The sequence below is a fragment of the Saccharopolyspora sp. NPDC045941 genome, from assembly GCF_056431445.1.
Genome location: NZ_JBWKKU010000026.1, coordinates 51625 through 70054, shown reverse-complemented (window position 1 = coordinate 70054; position 18430 = coordinate 51625). Strand labels below are relative to the sequence as shown.

Genomic DNA, 18430 nt, shown 5'->3' with positions numbered 1-18430 from the left:
GGCGACCTCACCGGCTCGGCTTCGGGTCAGGCCCGCTTCATCTTCTCGACGAGGCTCCGGGGCCGCAGGTCGGTCCAGTTCGCCTCGATGTACTCCAGACAGGCCGGCCGGGTGTCCTCCGGGTGCACCACGCGCCATCCGGCCGGGACGTCGACGAACGACGGCCAGAGGGAGTGCTGGTTCTCGTCGTTGACCAGGACGAGGAACCTGCCGTTCTCGTCGTCGAACGGGTTCGTCGGACTACTCATCGCTTTCCTCCTTGATCTCCATCACAATGCGGGCGATCTGATCGGCGGACTCCGGTCGCATCATGTCCGCGTGCCTGCAGTCGATCTGGTGGGTTCGGATCTCCCCGGTCACGTGGGGACGCCAGACGTCCAGCGCCGCCGCGCCGCCGTTCGCCTCCCGCGCGGCGGTGAAGAGCAGAACGTCGCCGCGGAAGACGCCTAGTTCGCTCGAAGCGAGCAGGGCGGTGTTGTTGCCGTACACCCGGCGGACGCCCTCGACGACCCGGTGCCACAGACCGCCCTCATCGCGGGTGCCGAACAGCCCTGGCAGCAGTTCCCTGATCTCGTCCGCTGTGGGCGGTTCCGCGTTCCCCGCTTCGGCGGCCGTGACCGGGTAGGCATCCAGCACCGCGAGCAGTTCGACCTGCTCGCCCTCGTCCTGCAGGAGCGTGGCGAGGGCGTGGGCGATCATGCCGCCGAACGACCACCCCAGCAGGCGGTAGGGGCCACGCGGCTGGATCGTTCGTATCTGCGCGGCGTAATCCCCGGCGATCTCGGCCACGCTGGTGGGCAGTTCCTCCGCCGGATCCAGGCCGCGCGCCTGGATTCCGTAGACGGCGTAGGCGGATGCGGTCCGGGCGAGCTCGCGGTACGACCAGGCGATACCGCCCGCGGCGTGCACGCAGAAGAGTTTCGGCTTGCCCTCGTCGGGTGTGATCGGCAGCACGACTTCGAACGGATCCTGGTGCGTTCGGCCGGACAGGTGCGGTGCGAGCCCGGCGACGCTCGGCGCCTGGAACACCGCGCCGATCCCGATCTCCACCCCCAGCTCCGCCCGGATCCGCTCGACCAGGCGCAGCACCAGCAAGGAATGCCCGCCGAGGTCGAAGAAGCTGTCGTCGACCCCGACTCGCGGCATCCCGAGAACCTCGGCGAACAGCCCGCACAACACCTCCTCGTCCGGCGTGCGAGGTGCCGCGCTCGCCGAGTGCGGGTCCGGGGCCGGCAGTGCTCGACGGTCCACCTTTCCGTTGCCGGTCAGCGGAAATTCGTCCAGCACCACCACGGCCGCGGGCACCATGTGGTCGGGCAGGGTCCGGGTCGCGTGCGAGCGCACCTCCAGCGGGTCGCAAGGCTGCCCCGCTCCGGGCACGACATAGCCCACGAGCCGCCGGTCGCCCGGCCGGTCCTCGCGGACCACCACCACGGCCCGGGCCACCTGCGGGTGATCGGCGAGCGCCGCCGCCACCTCGCCCGGCTCGATGCGGAAGCCGCGGACCTTGACCTGGTCGTCGGCCCTACCGGCGAACTCCAGCTCGCCCTGCCGGTTCCAGCGGGCCAGGTCCCCGGTCCGGTACATCCGGGAACCGGTGGAGAACGGATCCGCCACGAACCGCTCGCCCGTCAGCCCGGGACGTCCCCAGTACCCGCGGGCCACGCCCTCGCCGGCGAGGTAGAGCTCCCCCGCCACGCCGGGCGGCACCAACCGCAAGCCCGAATCCAGCACGTACGCCCGGGTGTTTCGCAGCGCCCGGCCGATCGTCACCGGTGCCGACCGGGTCACCCGCGCCGCGGTGGACCACACCGTGGCCTCGGTCGGCCCGTAGGCGTTGACGACCTCGCCGGCCAGGGCGGCGAGCTCTGCCCCGAGCCCGTCGGGGAGGGCTTCGCCGCAGGCGAGGACCCGCAATCCCCGGATCATCTCCGGGGCCGCCGACACGAGGAGCTGCCAGTGCGTGGGGGTGGCCTGCATGACCGAGATCCGGTGCTCGGCCACCAGCCGGGACAGTTCCTCCGGGGTGTTGCCGGTCGACACCACCACCGCGGCACCGGTCAGCAGCGGCACCAGCAGTTCGAGGGCCGCGAGGTCGAACGACAGCGTGGTGACCGCCGCGACCCGATCGGCGGGCCCGAATCCCGCCCAGGCCTGAACCGCCGTCGAGAAGGAGGCCAGGTTGCGGTGGGAGATCAGCACGCCCTTCGGGCGGCCGGTGGAACCCGAGGTGTGCAGGACGTACGACGCGTGGTCCGGTCGCAACGGTCGCCGGCGCTCCGCGTCCGCGAGATCGGTGGGAGATTCTTCGGCGATCAGGCCGAGCACGTGGGGTGCGTCCAGCTCGACTGCGGGTATCCCCGAAATCGGCAGGCCGGCCGCGACCTCGGTGGTCGTCACCACCAGCGTCGGCTCGGCGTCGGCAAGCACGAACTCGATCCGCTCCGCCGGGTAGGCGGGGTCGATCGGCGAGTAAGCGGCTCCCGACTTGAGCACCGCCAGCATCGCCACGACCATGTCCACCGACCGCGGCACCGCCAAGGCCACGACGGACTCCGGACCCGTCCCCCGCGCGACCAGGTGTCGGGCCAGCCGGTTGGCCCGCGTGTTCAGCTCCGCGTAGGACACCGGATCTCCGCCGCACACCACCGCGGTGGCATCCGGGGTCCGCACCGCCTGGGCCTCGAACGCCTCGTGCACCATCGGCGCGGGGGCCTCCGGGGTCCGCGCTTCGAGCAGCTGGTGGCGTTCGGGTTCGGTGAGGACGTCGATGTCCCCGACCCGGATTCCGGGGTCGGCGACGACTGCCTCCAGGACGCGCACGAACCTGGCGACGAGCCCTTGCGCGGTGGCGAGGTCGAAGAGGTCGGTGCTGAACTCCACCGCTCCGGCGAATCCCCGCGGCTCACCCGCTGTTCCGCTGCGCTCGGTCAGTTCCACGGTCAGGTCGAACTTCGCCGTGCGGGCGGGCGGAGTCATTTGCTCGACGTCCGCGTCCGGTAGGGCGAGGGGTGCGGCAGGACCGTTGTTGACGATCAGCAGCACTTGGAACAGCGGGTGACGGGCCAGGGACCGCTGCGGGTTCAACGCCTCCACGAGCCGCTCGAACGGCAGATCCTGATGCGCGTACGCAGCCAGGTTCGTCTCCCGGACCCTGCCCAGCAGCTCCCGGAAACTCGGATCCCCCGAAGTATCCGTCCGCAACACCAGCGTGTTGACGAACGCACCCACGAGATCGTGCAACACCTCATCGTCGCGCCCGGCGATCGGACTCCCGATCGGGATGTCCGTCCCCGCGCCCAACCGCGTCAGCAACGCGGCGAGCGCGGCCTGCACGACCATGAACACCGTCGCCCGACTTCCACCGGCGAGGCGGATCAGGCCCACATGCAGCTCGGGCGAGACCTCGAGATCCACTCGGCGGCCCTGGTACGAGGCCACGGCGGGTCTGGGCCGGTCGGTGGGGAGCGCCAGTTCTTCCGGAAGATCCCGGAGAGCGTCTTTCCAGAACTCCAGCTGGCGGGAGATGACGCTATCCGGATCTTCCTCGCTGCCCAGGACCTCCCGCTGCCACAACGCGAAATCCGCGTACTGCATCGGCAAGTCCGGCCAGTCCGGTGCCGCTCCGGCGCATCGTGCCGCGTACGCGGCAGCCAAGTCACGCAGCAACGGCCCCACCGACCAACCGTCACCGGCGATGTGGTGCAGCACCACCAACAGGACGGCCTCGTGCTCGTCCACCACCGCGATCCGCGCACGGATCGGCAGCTCTCGGACGAGGTCGAATCGCTCATCCACCACGGCGTCCAGCAAGGGGTCCGGCTCGGGCGCCGGCACCACCGGCACATCCAGCACCGAACCCGCGTCGTGGATCACCTGCTGCCACGGATTTCCTTCCGCAGCGGGAAAGACCGTGCGCAGCACTTCGTGGCGGTCCACCACGTCCCGCACCGCCGCCTGCAACGCGGGAACATCGATCTCACCGGTCAGCCGCCACACCAGCGGGATGTGGTACGCCGAACCCGCGGCATCGAGCCTGTCCACGAACCACAACCGGTACTGCGCGAAAGACAACGGCACCCGCTCCGGCCGCGCCATCCCCGCCGACACCGGGTCCGGACCCGCCGACTTGCCGGCGAGCCCTACCCGCGCGGCCAGCTGCGCCACCGTTGGCGCCTCGAAAACCGCGCGCACGGACAACTCCACGCCGCACGCGGCTCGGATGCGGCCGGTCAGCCGAGTCGCCGACAACGAATGCCCGCCGAGTTCGAAGAAGCTGTCGTCAACCCCCACCCCATCGACGCCCAGCACCTCGGCGAACAACTCGCACAACAGCGCCTCGCGCTCAGTCCTCGGCGGTGCTTTCACCGGACTAGAACCGGAATCGGGAGCGTGCAGCGCCTTCCGGTCCAGCTTCCCGTTGGCGGTCAAGGGAAGGCTCTCCAGCAGGACCACTGCCGAAGGCACCATGTGATCCGGCAGGATGCCGGCAACGTGAGCCCGCAATTCGGCCTGATCGCATCCGCTGGTTCCGGGGACGACATAGGCGATCAGGCGCTTGTCGCCCGGCCGGTCCTCACGGGCCATTACCACGCACTGCGACACCGCCGGGTGAGCGGCCAAGGCGGCCTCGACCTCACCCAACTCGATCCGGAAACCCCGAACCTTGACCTGATCATCCACCCGACCGACGAACTCCAACTCCCCATCGCGATTCCAGCGCGCCAGATCCCCGGTCCGATACATCCGCCCACCAGACGGACCGAACGGATCAGCCACGAAACGCCCCGCCGTCAACCCCGGACGCCCGAGATAACCCCGCGCCACGCCATCACCGGCGATGAAAAGCTCACCCACGACCCCAGGCGGGACGAGCCGCAAACGCGCATCCAGGACGTAGACACTGGTATTGCCCAGCGGCCGACCGATGGTCACCCGACCACCGCTGCCGACTTCCGCCGCCATCGACCACACCGTGGCCTCCGTCGGCCCGTAGAGGTTGACGACCTCCTCGGACAAGGTCCGCAGCCGGGCCGCCAGCTGCTCCGGCAAGGCCTCGCCACCGGTCAACACCCGCAGCCCGCGCAACATCTCGGGAACCTCGGACACCAGCGCCTGCCACAAAGCGGGCGTGGCCTGCACGACCGTCGCCGCGTGATCGCTCACCAGCGCCGCCAACTCCTGCGGATCCCCGACCTCGTCACCCCGAGCCACGACCACCGATGCACCAGTCAGCAGCGGCGCCAGCAGCTCCACCACGGCGATGTCGAACGACAACGTCGTCACCGCCAGCAACCGATCCCCCGGCCCGACCCGCAACCACGGGTCGATCGCCGCAACGAACCCGCACACATTCCGGTGAGTGACCACCACGCCCTTCGGCCGTCCCGACGAACCCGACGTGAACAACACGTACGCCGCGCACGAACCGCTCACGCGATCAACGTCGACCACGTCGTCCGGACTCGCACCCGCGACCTCCGAACGAACGACCGGATCATCCACCACCAGAACAGGAACATCGATCTCGCCGGGCAATCCGGGCACGACCCCGGAAGTCGCTACGACCAGCAACGGGCGGGCGTCGGCGAGCATGAACCCGATCCGCTCGGCCGGAAGTCCCGGGTCGATCGGCAGATACGCAGCACCCGCCTTGAGCACCGCCCACACCGCCACGACCATCTCGATCGACCGCGGAACTGCAATCCCCACAACACAACCCGGCCCGGCACCACGACCGATCAGACACCGAGCAAGCCGATTCGCCCGAGCATTCAGCTTCGCATACGACGCCGACTCATCGCCGCACACCACCGCGGTGGCATCCGGCGACTTCGCCACCTGTGCCTCGAACAGCTCCGGCAGCGTCGACACCGGAACGTCAGGTCTCCGTCCGTTCCGGCCTTCGAGGAGTTGGTACCGCTCTTCCTCGGTGAGGATGTCGATGTCCACCACGCGCATGTCGGAATCGGCGGCCATCGACTCCAGCACGCGAATCAACCGCCGCAGGACCAGTTCCGCTTCCTCGGCGGTGAAGCAATCCGGCCGGTAGTCCAGGCGCAACGTCAGCTGCTCGTCTCCCGGTACGACTACCAGGGCCAACCCGTAGTGCGTCGCATCGCGGCCTTCGACGCTCACCACCGACGGCTCGTCGCCGACGGTCGAGTCAGGACCATCCGCGAGAAGTTCCGGTCCCGCCGGGTAGTTCTCGTAGATCACCACCGAGTCGAACAGCTCACCAACGCCGATCGCGCCCTGGATCTCCGGCAACGCCACATGCCGGTGCGGCATCAACTCGACCTGCGCGGACTGAACCTCCCCCAGCAAGCCGCCGGCACGCGTTCCGGACGACCACCGGACCCGCACCGGAACCGTGTTCACGCACAAACCCACCAGCGACTCGACACCCCGGACCTCCGAGGGGCGGACCGCCACCACAGAGCCGAAAACGACATCCCCGCTGCCGACCAACCCGCCGAGCAACACCCCCCACCCAGCCTGAACCACCGACGACAACGTCACACCACGCCCGCCGGCCAGAGCCCGCAGACCACCCAGCAGTTCGCCAGGCACCTCCGCGACCGCACGGCCCGGCACCACTCCGCCCCGAGCCGCGCCCGGAGCCACCAAAGTCGGCTGTTCCACCCCCGCAAGGGCCTCGGCCCACGCCCGAACAGCCCCCGCACCGTCCTGATCGGACAACCACGCCAAGTAGTCCCGCCACACCGGAGCCGGCGGGAGTTCGTCCTCGGCGTCGTACAGGGCGAGCAGCTCCCGCAGCACGATCGGGAGCGACCAGCCGTCCAGCAGCACGTGGTGGTGCGTCAGCACCAGACGGTGGCGACCGTCCCCGGTCTTCACGGCGGTGCAGCGCAGGAGCGGCGGACGCCCCAGGTCGAACCGCTCCCGCCGATCGCGGTCGAGCAGGTCCCGGTACGCCTGCTCAACATCGTCCGCGCCCGTCAGATCGACCTCGCGCCAGGGCAGGGGCACCTGCCGGGCGACGACCTGCACCGGCTCCCGGCCGCGCCGGTCGAACCCTGCGCGCAGGCTCCCGTGCCGATCCAAGAGGCGCTGCACGGCTTTGCGCAGTCGCCGCAGGTCCCACGAACCGGCGAGCTCCACGCACAGCTGGACCAAGTACACGTCCGGCCCCAGCTCGTCGAACCACGCGTGGAACAGCAACCCCTCCTGCAGCGGGGTCAGCGGGAGAACATCCTCGACCGCCGGGCCGGCCTGCTCGATGCGGTCCACGTCGTCCTGGCTCAGCGGAACCAGCGGGAAATCCGACGGGCTGCCGCCACCGCCGGGGTGGCGGACGAACGCCCGGAGCGTCTCCACCCAGTCCGCCGCCAAGGCCCTCACTTCTGGCTCCCCGAGCAGGCCTTCCGGCCACGACCAGGTCGCCACGAGCCTCGGTCCGCCCGGGGCGTCCTCCGTCACGGCGTCGATGGTGAGGCTGTGGGCCGCGGGCAGATCCGGATCGCTCCCGGCTCCCAGGCCCGCCCCTGGCGCCGGCGCCCAATCCGCGGCCTCGGCCGGTGCGGTGAAGCGGCCGAGGTAGTTGAACGCGATCTGCGCCTTCGCGCCGGCGAGCGGGGTATCGGGGTTGAGGTACCGCAGCATCCCGTAGCCGAGCCCGCGATCTGGCATGGCGCGCAGCTGTTCCTTGATCCGCTTGACGGCTCGCGCCGCACCCGGGCCGCCGCCGAGCACCTGTTCCCGGTCCACCTCGCCGGGATCGAGGACGACCGGGGCGATGCAGGTGAACCACCCGACGGTGCGGGACAGATCGATCCCGGCCGCCTCCTGCCTGCCGTGCGTCTCCACGTCCACCAGCACGGCGCCGCCGCCACGCCGGTGCTGCACGGCCAAGGCCAATGCGGTGAGCAGGATGTCGTCGACATTGCCGCGGAACGCGGCGGGAACGGTCGTCAGCAGCGGCAGCACGTCGTCGGCGGAGATGACGACTTCGACCGCGCGCAGCGTCGCCGAGGTGTCGGTGGCCGGATCGAGCGGCCGGTTTCCGAGCACGGGCTCCTCGACACCGGACACCAGCCGCCAGCCGGGCAGCTCGGCGAGCCGCTCCGGGGAGCGGGACTGCTCGACCAGGTGGTCGGCCCAGCCGCGCAAAGATGTGCCGACGGGTTCGAGGACCACCTGGTCTTCCCCCGCCGCGACCTGGGACCACGCGTCCTGCAGGTCGGGCAGCAGGATCCGCCAGGACACACCGTCGACGGCCACGTGGTGGACCACGAGCAGGAGCCGGCCGGGGCAGTGGTTCCCCGCATCCAGCCAGGTCGCGGAAAGCATCTCGCCGGTGCGGGGGTTCAGGCGGCGCACCGCGTCGTCGAGGTGCTCGCCCACGACCTCGTCGGGGTCGGGGCCGTCCAGCACGACGCGCCGCAGCCGCGAGGAGGCCCGAACGGTCCCGGGTGGGAGCACCCGCAGGTTCCAGTCGTCGAGGCTCAGCCGAAGCGCATCGTGGTGGTCGATGACGGCCTGCAGGGCCCTGGCCAGATCGGCTTCGCCGACCGCCGCGGGAACCTGCACCACCATGCTCTGGTGGTACTGGTCCACCGGGCCGCCGCGATCGCGCAGCCAGTGCAGGATCGGCGTCAGCGCGACCGGTCCGGCCTCCGGACCGCCGACCACCGCGCCGGGCTCGTCCGAGACCTCGGCGACGACGGCCAGGGCCGCCGGGGTCTTCTGCTCGAAGACCTGCTTCGGGCTGATCCGCACCCCCGCGCGACGGGCCTTCGCCACCAGCTGGATCGTCATGATGCTGTCGCCGCCGAGCCGGAAGAAGTCGTCGTCCGCTCCCACCTCGGCGACGCCGAGCACCTCGGCGTACGCCGCGCACAGGCGTTCCTCGCGCTCGTTGCCCGGACGTCGCCCGCGGGCGACTTCGAGCGCCGGCGCGGGTAGCGCCCCGCGGTCGAGCTTTCCGTTGGTGGTCAACGGAAGCGCATCGAGGAGCACGACCGCCGAAGGCACCATGTAGTCCGGCAGGCGACGGGTCGCGTGAGCCCGCACGTCGGCAGGGTCGCACCCACCGGGGCCGGGGACGACGTAGGCGACGAGCCGTTTCTCGCCGGGCTGGTCCTCCCGGGCGACCGCGGCGACCTGGGCGACGTCGGGGTGGCCGGTCAGGACGGTTTCGACCTCGCCGAGTTCGATCCGGAAGCCGCGCACCTTGACCTGGTCATCGGCGCGCCCCGCGTACTCCAGCTCGCCGTCGCCGCTCCAGCGCGCCAAGTCGCCGCTCCGGTACATCCGGCTCCCGGCGGGGCCGAACGGATCTGCCACGAACCGCTGCGCCGTCAAGCCGGGGCGCCCCGAATAGCCCCGCGCCACCCCGGCACCGGCGACGTACAGCTCGCCCACCACGCCCGGCGCAACCGGTCGCAGGTTCGCATCCAGCACGTGCACCCGCAGGTCCGCCAGCGGCCGGCCGATCACGCTGCGGCCGTGGTGATCCTCGGCGTCGATCTCCGCGTGGGTGACGTGCACGGTGGTCTCGGTGATCCCGTACATGTTCACCACCGCGGGCATGCCGGTTTCCCAGACCGGGACGCGAGCCGGGTCCAGGGCCTCGCCGCCCAAGACCACGCAGCGCACCCGCCAACCGTCCCGCCGGGACGGCTCGTCCTCCAGGGCCCGCACCAACTGGTAGAACGCCGACGGGGTCTGGTTCAGCACCGACACCTGCTCGCGGACCAGCAGCTCCGCGAAATCCGCCGGGGAACGCGTCACCTCCCACGGCACGACCACGAGCCGCCCGCCGCCGGCCAGCGCGCCCCATATCTCCCACACCGAGAAGTCGAAGGCGTACGAGTGGAACAACGTCCACACATCGCCGGGTCCCGCATCGATCCGGGAGCCGGCGACCGCCAACAACCTCGCCACGTTCGCGTGATCGACCACCACGCCCTTCGGCCGTCCCGACGAACCCGAGGTGTAGAGGAGGTACGCCGCGTTGCCCACGCGCAGCGGGGTAACGCGATCGGCATCGGAGAGGTCCGCATCCGGCATCCCGGCCAGCACGTCGGCCGTGCGTGGATCATCGACGACCAGGCGCGGCGTTCCGGGCGGCAGGGCGACCTCGGTGGTCGTCAGCACCAGGACGGGCTCGGCGTCGGCGAGCATGAACGCGATCCGATCGGCGGGCTGATCCGGATCGATGGGCAAGTAGGCGGCGCCGGCCTTGAGCACGGCCAGCATCGCCGAGATCATCGCAGGCGTTCGCGGAAACGCCAATCCCACAACGCTTTCCGGCCCCACCCCGCGATCCGCCAAGCACCGCGCGAGCCGGTTCGCGCGGGAATTCAGCTCCGCGTAGGTCACCGACTCGTCGCCGCACGCCACCGCGACGGCGTCCGGCGACTCCGCCACCCGAGCCTCGAACAACTCCGGCAGCGTGGTGACCGGGACATCGGCTTCCCGCCGCGCTTCGAGCAGCAGGCGCCGCTCCGCCCCGGACAGGACCTCGACGTCTCCGACCCGGATGTCGGGGTCGGCTACGACTGCTTCCAGCACCCGAACCAGCCGCCGGAGCAGTGCCTCGGCGGTGTTCGGCCGGAACAGGTCCGCGCTGCATTCGAGGAAGAGGTCGAGCCCGCCGTCCGGCCCACCGTGCTCAAGTGCGGTGAAGGCGAGGTCGAACTTGGCAGTCCGGGCCGCGGCCGTCACCTGCTCCACGTGGGCGCCGGGCAGTCGGAGCGCCCCGGCGGGCGCGTTGTCGGCCGTGAGCAGGACCTGGAACAGCGGGTGCCGGGCGAGGGATCGCTGCGGGTTGAGCGCTTCGACGAGCCGCTCGAAGGGCAGGTCCTGGTGGGCGTAAGCGGCCAGGTTCGTCTCCCGGACCCGCGCGAGCAGTTCCCGGAAGCTCGGATCACCGGAAGTGTCGGTCCGCAACACCAGCGTGTTGACGAAGAAACCCACCAGATCCTCGGTCGCCTGCTCCGCACGACCAGCGATCGGGCTTCCGATCGGAATGTCCGTCCCCGCGCCCAACCGCGTCAACAACACCGCCAACGCAGCCTGCACCACCATGAAGGTGCTCACCTGAGAAGCCTGGGCCAGTTCGACCATGCTCCGATGTGCCTCGGGGGCGACGGCGGCCGAATGGGTCCACCCCTGGTACGAAGCGGTTGCCGGGCGCGGCTGGTCGGTGGGAAGGGCGATTTCTTCCGGAAGACCCTGCAGGGCTGCTTCCCAGAACTCCAGCTGGCGGGAGATCACGCTGTCCGGATCTTCTTCGCTGCCCAGGACTTGCCGCTGCCACAACGCGAAATCCGCGTACTGCACTGGCAATTCCCGCCAATCCGGCGCTTCACCGGCGAACCGCGCGGCATACGCCGCGGCCAGGTCCCTCAGCAAGGGACCTACCGACCAACCGTCGCCGGCGATGTGGTGCAACACCACCGACAGCACGACCTCGCGCTCGTCCACCACGAGGATTCGCGCACGGACCGGTGCCTCGCGGGACAGGTCGAAACCCCGCTCGACGTGATCGGCCAACACCTCCTCGACGTCGTCCGCGGCGACCGCGAGCACCGGAACATCCAGAACATCCCGGGCATCGCCGACCACCCGCTGGAACGGCACCCCCGCCACGTCCGGGAACGCCGTCCGCAGGACTTCGTGACGATCGACCACGTCCCACACCGCCGCCTGCAACGCGGGAACGTCGACCTCGCCGGTCAACCGCCAGGCAAGCGGAATGTGATACGCCGAACCGACCGCGTCCAGCTTGTCCACGAACCACAACCGGTACTGCGCGAACGACAACGGCACCCGCTCCGGCCGCACCATCCCCGCCAACACCGGGCGCACCGACTCGTCATCGCCATCCAACCGCGCGGCCAACTCCGCCACCGTCGGCGCCTCGAACACCGCACGCACCGACAACCCCACGCCGCACGCGGTCCGGATGCGACTCACCAACCGGGTCGCCAGCAACGAATGACCACCCAGATCGAAGAAGCCGTCGCCTATCCCCACCTCGTCCACGTCCAGGACCTCGGCGAACAACCCGCACAGCAGTTCCTCGCGCGGCGTCCGCGGCGGCGTGATCGCCTTCCCGGCGCCGAAGTCCGGCGCGGGCAGCGCCTTCCGGTCCAGCTTCCCGTTGGCGGTCAGCGGAAGGCTCTCCAGCAGGACCACCGCCGAAGGCACCATGTGATCCGGTCGGCTGCGGGCCACCTGAGCCCGCACCTCCGCCGGATCGCACCCCCCGGCCTCGGGGACGACATAGGCGATCAGGCGCTTCTCGCCCTCCCGCTCCTCTCTCGCCACGACCACGCACTGCGCGACCCGCGGGTGCGCAGCGACCGCCGCCTCGATCTCGCCCAGTTCGATGCGGAAGCCACGGACCTTGACCTGGTCGTCGGCGCGACCGAGGAACTCCAGCTCCCCGTTCCGGTTCCAGCGCACCCGGTCGCCGGTCCGGTACATCCGCCCGCCGGCGGCGCCGAACGGATCGGCCACGAAGCGCTCGGCCGTCAACCCGGCACGCCCCGAGTACCCACGCGCCACCCCGGCACCCGCGATGTACAGCTCGCCCACCACCCCGGCGGGCACCAGCTCCAGGGCGGGGCCCAGCACGTGAGCCCTGGTGTTCGGCACCGGCGGCCCGATCGGCACCTGCGGCGGCTCGTCGCCGTCGGAGTACCAGACCGCGGAGTAGACCGTGGCCTCGGTCGGCCCGTAGAAGTTCATGATCCGGCAGTTCGGGAAGACCGCGCGGATGTCCCGGACGAGCTGGGCGGTGAAGGATTCGCCGCCCAAGATCACCGTGTGCACGCCCTCCGCCCGCTCCTGGCCGCGAATCACCTTCGCCAGGACCGACGGCACGGCGCTGACGAGTCCGCCGTCCGACAGCACCTGCGGGCGCTCCGCCAAGGTGAGGAGATCGGGTACCACTTCGATCGCCCCGCCGGAGGTCAGCGGCGGGAAGATCTCCAGCACCGAGGTGTCGAAGCTCAGCGATGTCGAGGCGAGCACGCGGGCGAGTCGTTCCGGGCCGACGACCGCGTGCGCGCACGCGACGGAATCCGCCATCCCCGAGTGCGTGACGACGACCCCCTTGGGGGTTCCGGTCGAGCCGGAGGTGTACATGACGTAGGCCGGGTTCGCCGGATCCAGCGGACCAGTCCGCTCGGCGTCGGTCAGGTCGGTACCGGCGTACCGGGCCAGCGCCTCGACGACACCCGGTTCGTCCAAGACCATTCGGCCGGCCGCGAACTGCTGCTCGACGTCGCTGCGGGTGAGCAGGAGCACCGGTGCGGAGTCGGCCACCATGAACGCGAGCCGGTCGGCCGGATATGCCGGGTCCAGCGGCACGTATGCGGCCCCCGCCTTCAGCACGGCGAGCAGTGCCACCACCATCTCGACGGACCGGGGGATCGCGAGCCCCACCGCGGTCTCCGGCCCGGCCCCTTTCTCGACCAGGCATCGCGCCAACTGGTTCGCCCGCGCGTTCAGCTCGGCGTACGTCACCGCCGTCCCGCCACACAGCACCGCGACCGCGTCGGGAGCACGCGCGACCTGCGCTTCGAAGAGATCGGGGACCAGGGCACCGGGTGCCGCCTGACCGCCGTTCCACTCGTGGAGGAGCCGGTGGCGCTCGGCCGCCGCGAGGACGTCGAGCTCGTGCAGTGGCCGATCGGCATCGGCGGACGCCCGGTCCAGCAGCCGCAGCAATCGTTGGAGGAGCTGCTCGGCGGTTTCCGCGTCGAAGAGGTCCACGCTGTACTCCACGGACACCTCCAGGCCGTCGGGGTGCTCTCCCGAGGCCGGGAGTTCGACCGCGGTGAAGGCGAGGTCGAACTTGGCGGTGCTGATGGGGACGGCAATCGGCTCGGCGTTCCCGCCGGGCAGGTCGAGCGCGGCGATGGGTCCGTTGTTGAACGCGAGAGCCACCTGGAACAGCGGGTGACGGGCCAGGGACCGCTGCGGGTTCAACGCCTCCACGAGCCGCTCGAACGGCAAGTCCTGATGCGCGTACGCAGCCAGGTTCGTCTCCCGGACCCTGCCCAGCAGCTCCCGGAAACTCGGATCCCCCGAAGCATCCGTCCGCAACACCAGCGTGTTGACGAACGCACCGACTAGATCGCGCAACGCCTCGTCATCACGTCCGGCGATCGGACTCCCGATCGGGATGTCCGTCCCCGCACCCAACCGCGTCAGCAACGCGGCGAGCGCGGCCTGGAGCACCATGAAGGTGCTCGCCCGGCACTCCCGGGCCAGCTCGACCAATCGCCGGTGCACACCCGGCTCGACGACGGCCGAAAGAGTCCGGCCTCGATACGACGCCACGGCCAGCCGAGACCTGTCCACCGGAAGGGCCAGTTCCTCCGGAAGGCCCCGCAGAGCCTGCTTCCAGAAGTCCAGCTGACGCGAGATCGCACTGCCGGGTTCGTCCTCGCTGCCCAGGGTTTTCCGCTGCCACAACGCGAAATCCGCGTACTGGACCGGCAATTCCCGCCAACCCGGCGCCTCGCCGGTGCACCGCGCCGCGTATGCGACGGCCAAGTCCCGCACCAGCGGCCCCACCGACCAACCGTCACCGGCGATGTGGTGCACGACCACCAGCAGGACACGGCCACCGCCGGCCATCTCCCACGATCGCACCCTGATCGGCGGCTCCACCCCCAGGTCGAAGGCCTGCGCGGAATGCTCGGCGACCACCCGCTCAACGTCGTCGGAGCCGATCTTCCCTTCGGCAGTGCCGAAGGCTCGTTCCAGCGCGGTGTCGGCGTCCAGGACCTGCTGCCAGGGCACGCTGTCCTCGCCGAACGGGAATACCGTCCGCAGCGCCTCGTGGCGCGTGAGAACGTCCCGCACCGCCGTTCGCAGGGCGACGATGTCGACCTCACCGGGAATCCGCCACGCCAGGGGGATGTGGTACGCCGAGCCGGTCGCGTCGAGCTCTCCCACGAACCACAAGCGGCGTTGGGAGAAGGACAGCGGAACCCGTTCCGGCCGCTGCTCGGCGCGCAGCGCCACCGGGTGATGCACCCCCGCCTCGGTGTCGATCCGGATGGCCAGCTGTGCCGCTGTCGGTGCCTCGAACACCGCGCGCACGGACAACTCCACACCGCACTCGGCGCGGACACGGCCGGCCAACCGAATCGCCAGCAACGAGTGGCCGCCCAGGTCGAAGAAGCTGTCTTCTACCCCTACCTCCGCAACGCCCAGCACCTCGGCGAACAACCCGCACAACAACGCCTCGCGCTCAGTCCGCGGCGAAACCTCCACCACGCCGGAGCCGAAATCGGGAGCGGGCAACGCCTTCCGGTCCAGCTTCCCGTTCGCCGTCAACGGGAAACCGTCGAGGACCACCACAGCCGACGGGACCATGTAGCCGGGCAGCCGCCGAGCCGCGTACGCCCGCAATTCGGCCGGGTCACCGGCATCGGCCACCACATAGGCGACCAGGCGCTTCTCCCCCGGCCGGTCCTCCCGCGCGGCCACCACGCACTGCGACACCGCCGGATGAGCAGCCAGTGCGGCCTCGACCTCACCCAACTCGATCCGGAAACCCCGAACCTTGACCTGATCATCCACCCGACCGACGAACTCCAGCTCCCCATCGCGATTCCAGCGAGCCAGATCCCCGGTCCGGTACATCCGCCCACCAGGCGGACCGAACGGATCAGCCACGAACCGCCCGGCCGTCAACCCCGGACGCCCGAGATATCCCCGCGCCACCCCGGAACCGGCGATGAACAACTCACCGGTCACTCCGGGAAGCACCGGCCGAAGGTTCGGGCCGAGGACGTAGACGCGGGTGTTGCCCAACGGCTGGCCGATGGTCACCCGGCCACCGCGATCGATCTCCGCCGCCGTCGACCACACCGTGGCCTCCGTCGGCCCGTAGAGGTTGACCACCTCACCGGCCGAACCGCGCAGCCGGGCCGCCAGCTGCTCTGGCAGGGCCTCACCGCCGGTCAACACCCGCAGCCCTTGAATCATCCCCGGCGCTTCGGACACCAGCGCCTGCCACAGAGCCGGTGTCGCCTGCATGACCGTCACCGCGTGGTCTGCCGCCAACGCCGCCAACGCCCGCGGATCTCCGACCTCACCACCGCGAGCCACGACCACCGCCGCACCGGCAAGCAGCGGCGCCAGCAACTCGACCACGGCGATGTCGAACGACAAGGTCGTCACCGCGAGCAATCTGTCCCCGGGGCGGGCTCCCGACCACGGATCGACGGCCGCAACGAACCCGCACACATTCCGGTGAGAGACCACCACGCCCTTCGGCCGCCCAGACGAGCCCGACGTGAACAAGACGTACGCCGCGTCGTCGAGCTGCACAGCAGCACGATCCGCACAAGTGATATCCGCGCTCGAAGCGGCGGCCACCGCGGCCGCGGTTCCCGGATCGTCCACCACGAGAACTGGAAAGCCCTGCGGCATCGCATGTTCGGCTTCGATGGTCGTCACCACCAGCACCGGCTCGGCGTCGGCCAACATGAACCCGATCCGCTCGGCCGGAAAGCCTGGATCGATCGGCAGATACGCAGCACCCGCCTTGAGCACCGCCCACACCGCCACGACCATCTCGATCGAACGCGGAACCGCAAGACCCACAACACAACCCGGCCCAGCACCACGACCGATCAGACACCGAGCAAGCCGATTCGCCCGAGCATTCAGCTCCGCATACGACACCCACTCATCACCGCACACCACCGCAGTGGCATCCGGCGACTCCGCCACCTGAGCCTCGAACAGCTCCGGCAGCGTCGACTCAGCGGCGACCACACCTTGCCCGTTCCACGCCTCAAGCAGCTGGTACCGCTCTTCCTCGGTGAGGATGTCGATGTCCACCACGCGCATGTCGGAATCGGCGGCCATCGACTCCAGCACGCGAATCAACCGCCGCAGGACCAGTTCCGCTTCCTCGGCGGTGAAGCAATCCGGCCGGTAGTCCAGGCGCAACGTCAGCTGGTCTTCCCCCGGCAGCACCACCAACGCCAACCCGTAATGCGTCGAGTCCAGACCTTCGACGTTCGCGACGCGCAGCGAAGGCCCCGCTGCCGCTTCGCCGGCCGTTCCCGGCTTGGCCGGGTAGTTCTCGAAGATGACCACCGAGTCGAACAGCTCACCAACACCCAGCGCACCCTGGATCTCCGGCAGCCCCACATGCCGGTGCGGCATCAACCCGAGCTGCGCGGACTGGACCTCCGCCAGCAAATCTCCAACACGCGTCCCAGGCGACCACCGAACCCGCGCCGGAACGGTGTTGACGCACAACCCCACCAGCGACTCGACACCCCGGACTTCCGGGGGCCGAACCGCCACCACGGAGCCGAAGACCACGTCCCCGGAGCCGGCCAACCCGCCGAGCAACACCCCCCAAGCAACGTGAACCACCGACGACAACGTCACACCACGCTGAGCCGCCAGACACCGCAGACCGCCCAGCAGACCCGTCGAGACATCAGCCACCGCACGACCCGGCACCACTCCGCCCCGACCCGCGCCCGGAGCCGCCAAGGTCGGCTGGTCCACCCCGGAAAGAGCCTCGCCCCACGCCCGAACAGCCCCCGCACCGTCCTGATCGGACAACCACGCCAAGTACTCCCGCCAGGCCGGAGCCGGTGGGAGCCCGCTGGTGTCGCCGTCGCGGGAGTACAGCTCGACCAGCTCATCGACCACGATCGGCAGCGACCAACCGTCGAACAAGGCGTGGTGGCACGTCATCACCAGGCGGACGCGGTCAGCGGCGAACCGCACCGCCATGAAGCGCACCAGCGGCGGTCTCCCCAGGTCGAACCGCTCGTTCCGGTCCGCCGCGAGGACATCCGCGAAGGCGGCCGCCGGATCGGCCGCCGCCACCAGGTCGAGCTCCCGCCAAGGCACCCGCACCCGCCGGGCGATCACCTGCACCGGCTCCCGGCCACCGCGGCGCACGAACGCCGCGCGCAAGCTCGCGTGCCGGTCCACCAACGCCTGAGCGGCTGCCCGCAACCTCGGGACGTCGCAGTCGCCTTCGAGCTCGACGCTCAGCTGGACGACGTAGACGTCCGGCCCCTGCTCGTCGTACCAGGCGTGGAACAGCAACCCCTCTTGCAGCGGGGTAAGCGGGAGAATGTCCTCGACTGCTGATTTCTTAGCGGTCACGGCAAACCTCACCAGTCCAGCCGGATTTCCATTGAGCCCTTTTCATCCTGGTCAACCCGCAGTCGCGGGTCGTAAAGCTGCACGTCGATGAGGTGCCGCATGCGCCGCAGGCGCATAACCCACCTACGACACCCGCACCGCCGCGGGTTCTCAGAGGCTTCCTGGCGAGGACGGCCCCTCCGCCGTGTATCGGACATACATCAGGAGGGGCACCCACAGACCAGGAAGCCTCTGAGGTTCCGCCACCCGCACCGCCACGCAAAACGAGGCTGGAAAAACCTCCTTGCAAGGC

The 18430-nt window shown here is 70.1% G+C and carries 2 protein-coding genes; both read right to left on the bottom strand.

Annotated elements, in window-relative coordinates:
• Window positions 1-26: 26 nt before the first annotated feature.
• A complete protein-coding gene (locus AC07FN_RS21920; protein WP_478397260.1) occupies window positions 27-248 on the bottom strand; it encodes an MbtH family protein in 222 nt (73 codons plus the stop codon).
• Complete coding sequence (locus tag AC07FN_RS21915) at window positions 241-18138, bottom strand: non-ribosomal peptide synthetase (protein ID WP_478397259.1); 17898 nt, start codon at window positions 18136-18138, stop codon at window positions 241-243. The genes AC07FN_RS21920 and AC07FN_RS21915 overlap by 8 nt, the downstream gene beginning before the upstream one ends.
• Window positions 18139-18430 lie beyond the last annotated feature (292 nt).

Excerpts from the sequence above, each read along its gene's own strand:
- AC07FN_RS21920 (WP_478397260.1), bottom strand. The coding sequence starts at position 248 with ATGAGTAGTCCGACGAACCCGTTCGACGACGAGAACGGCAGGTTCCTC.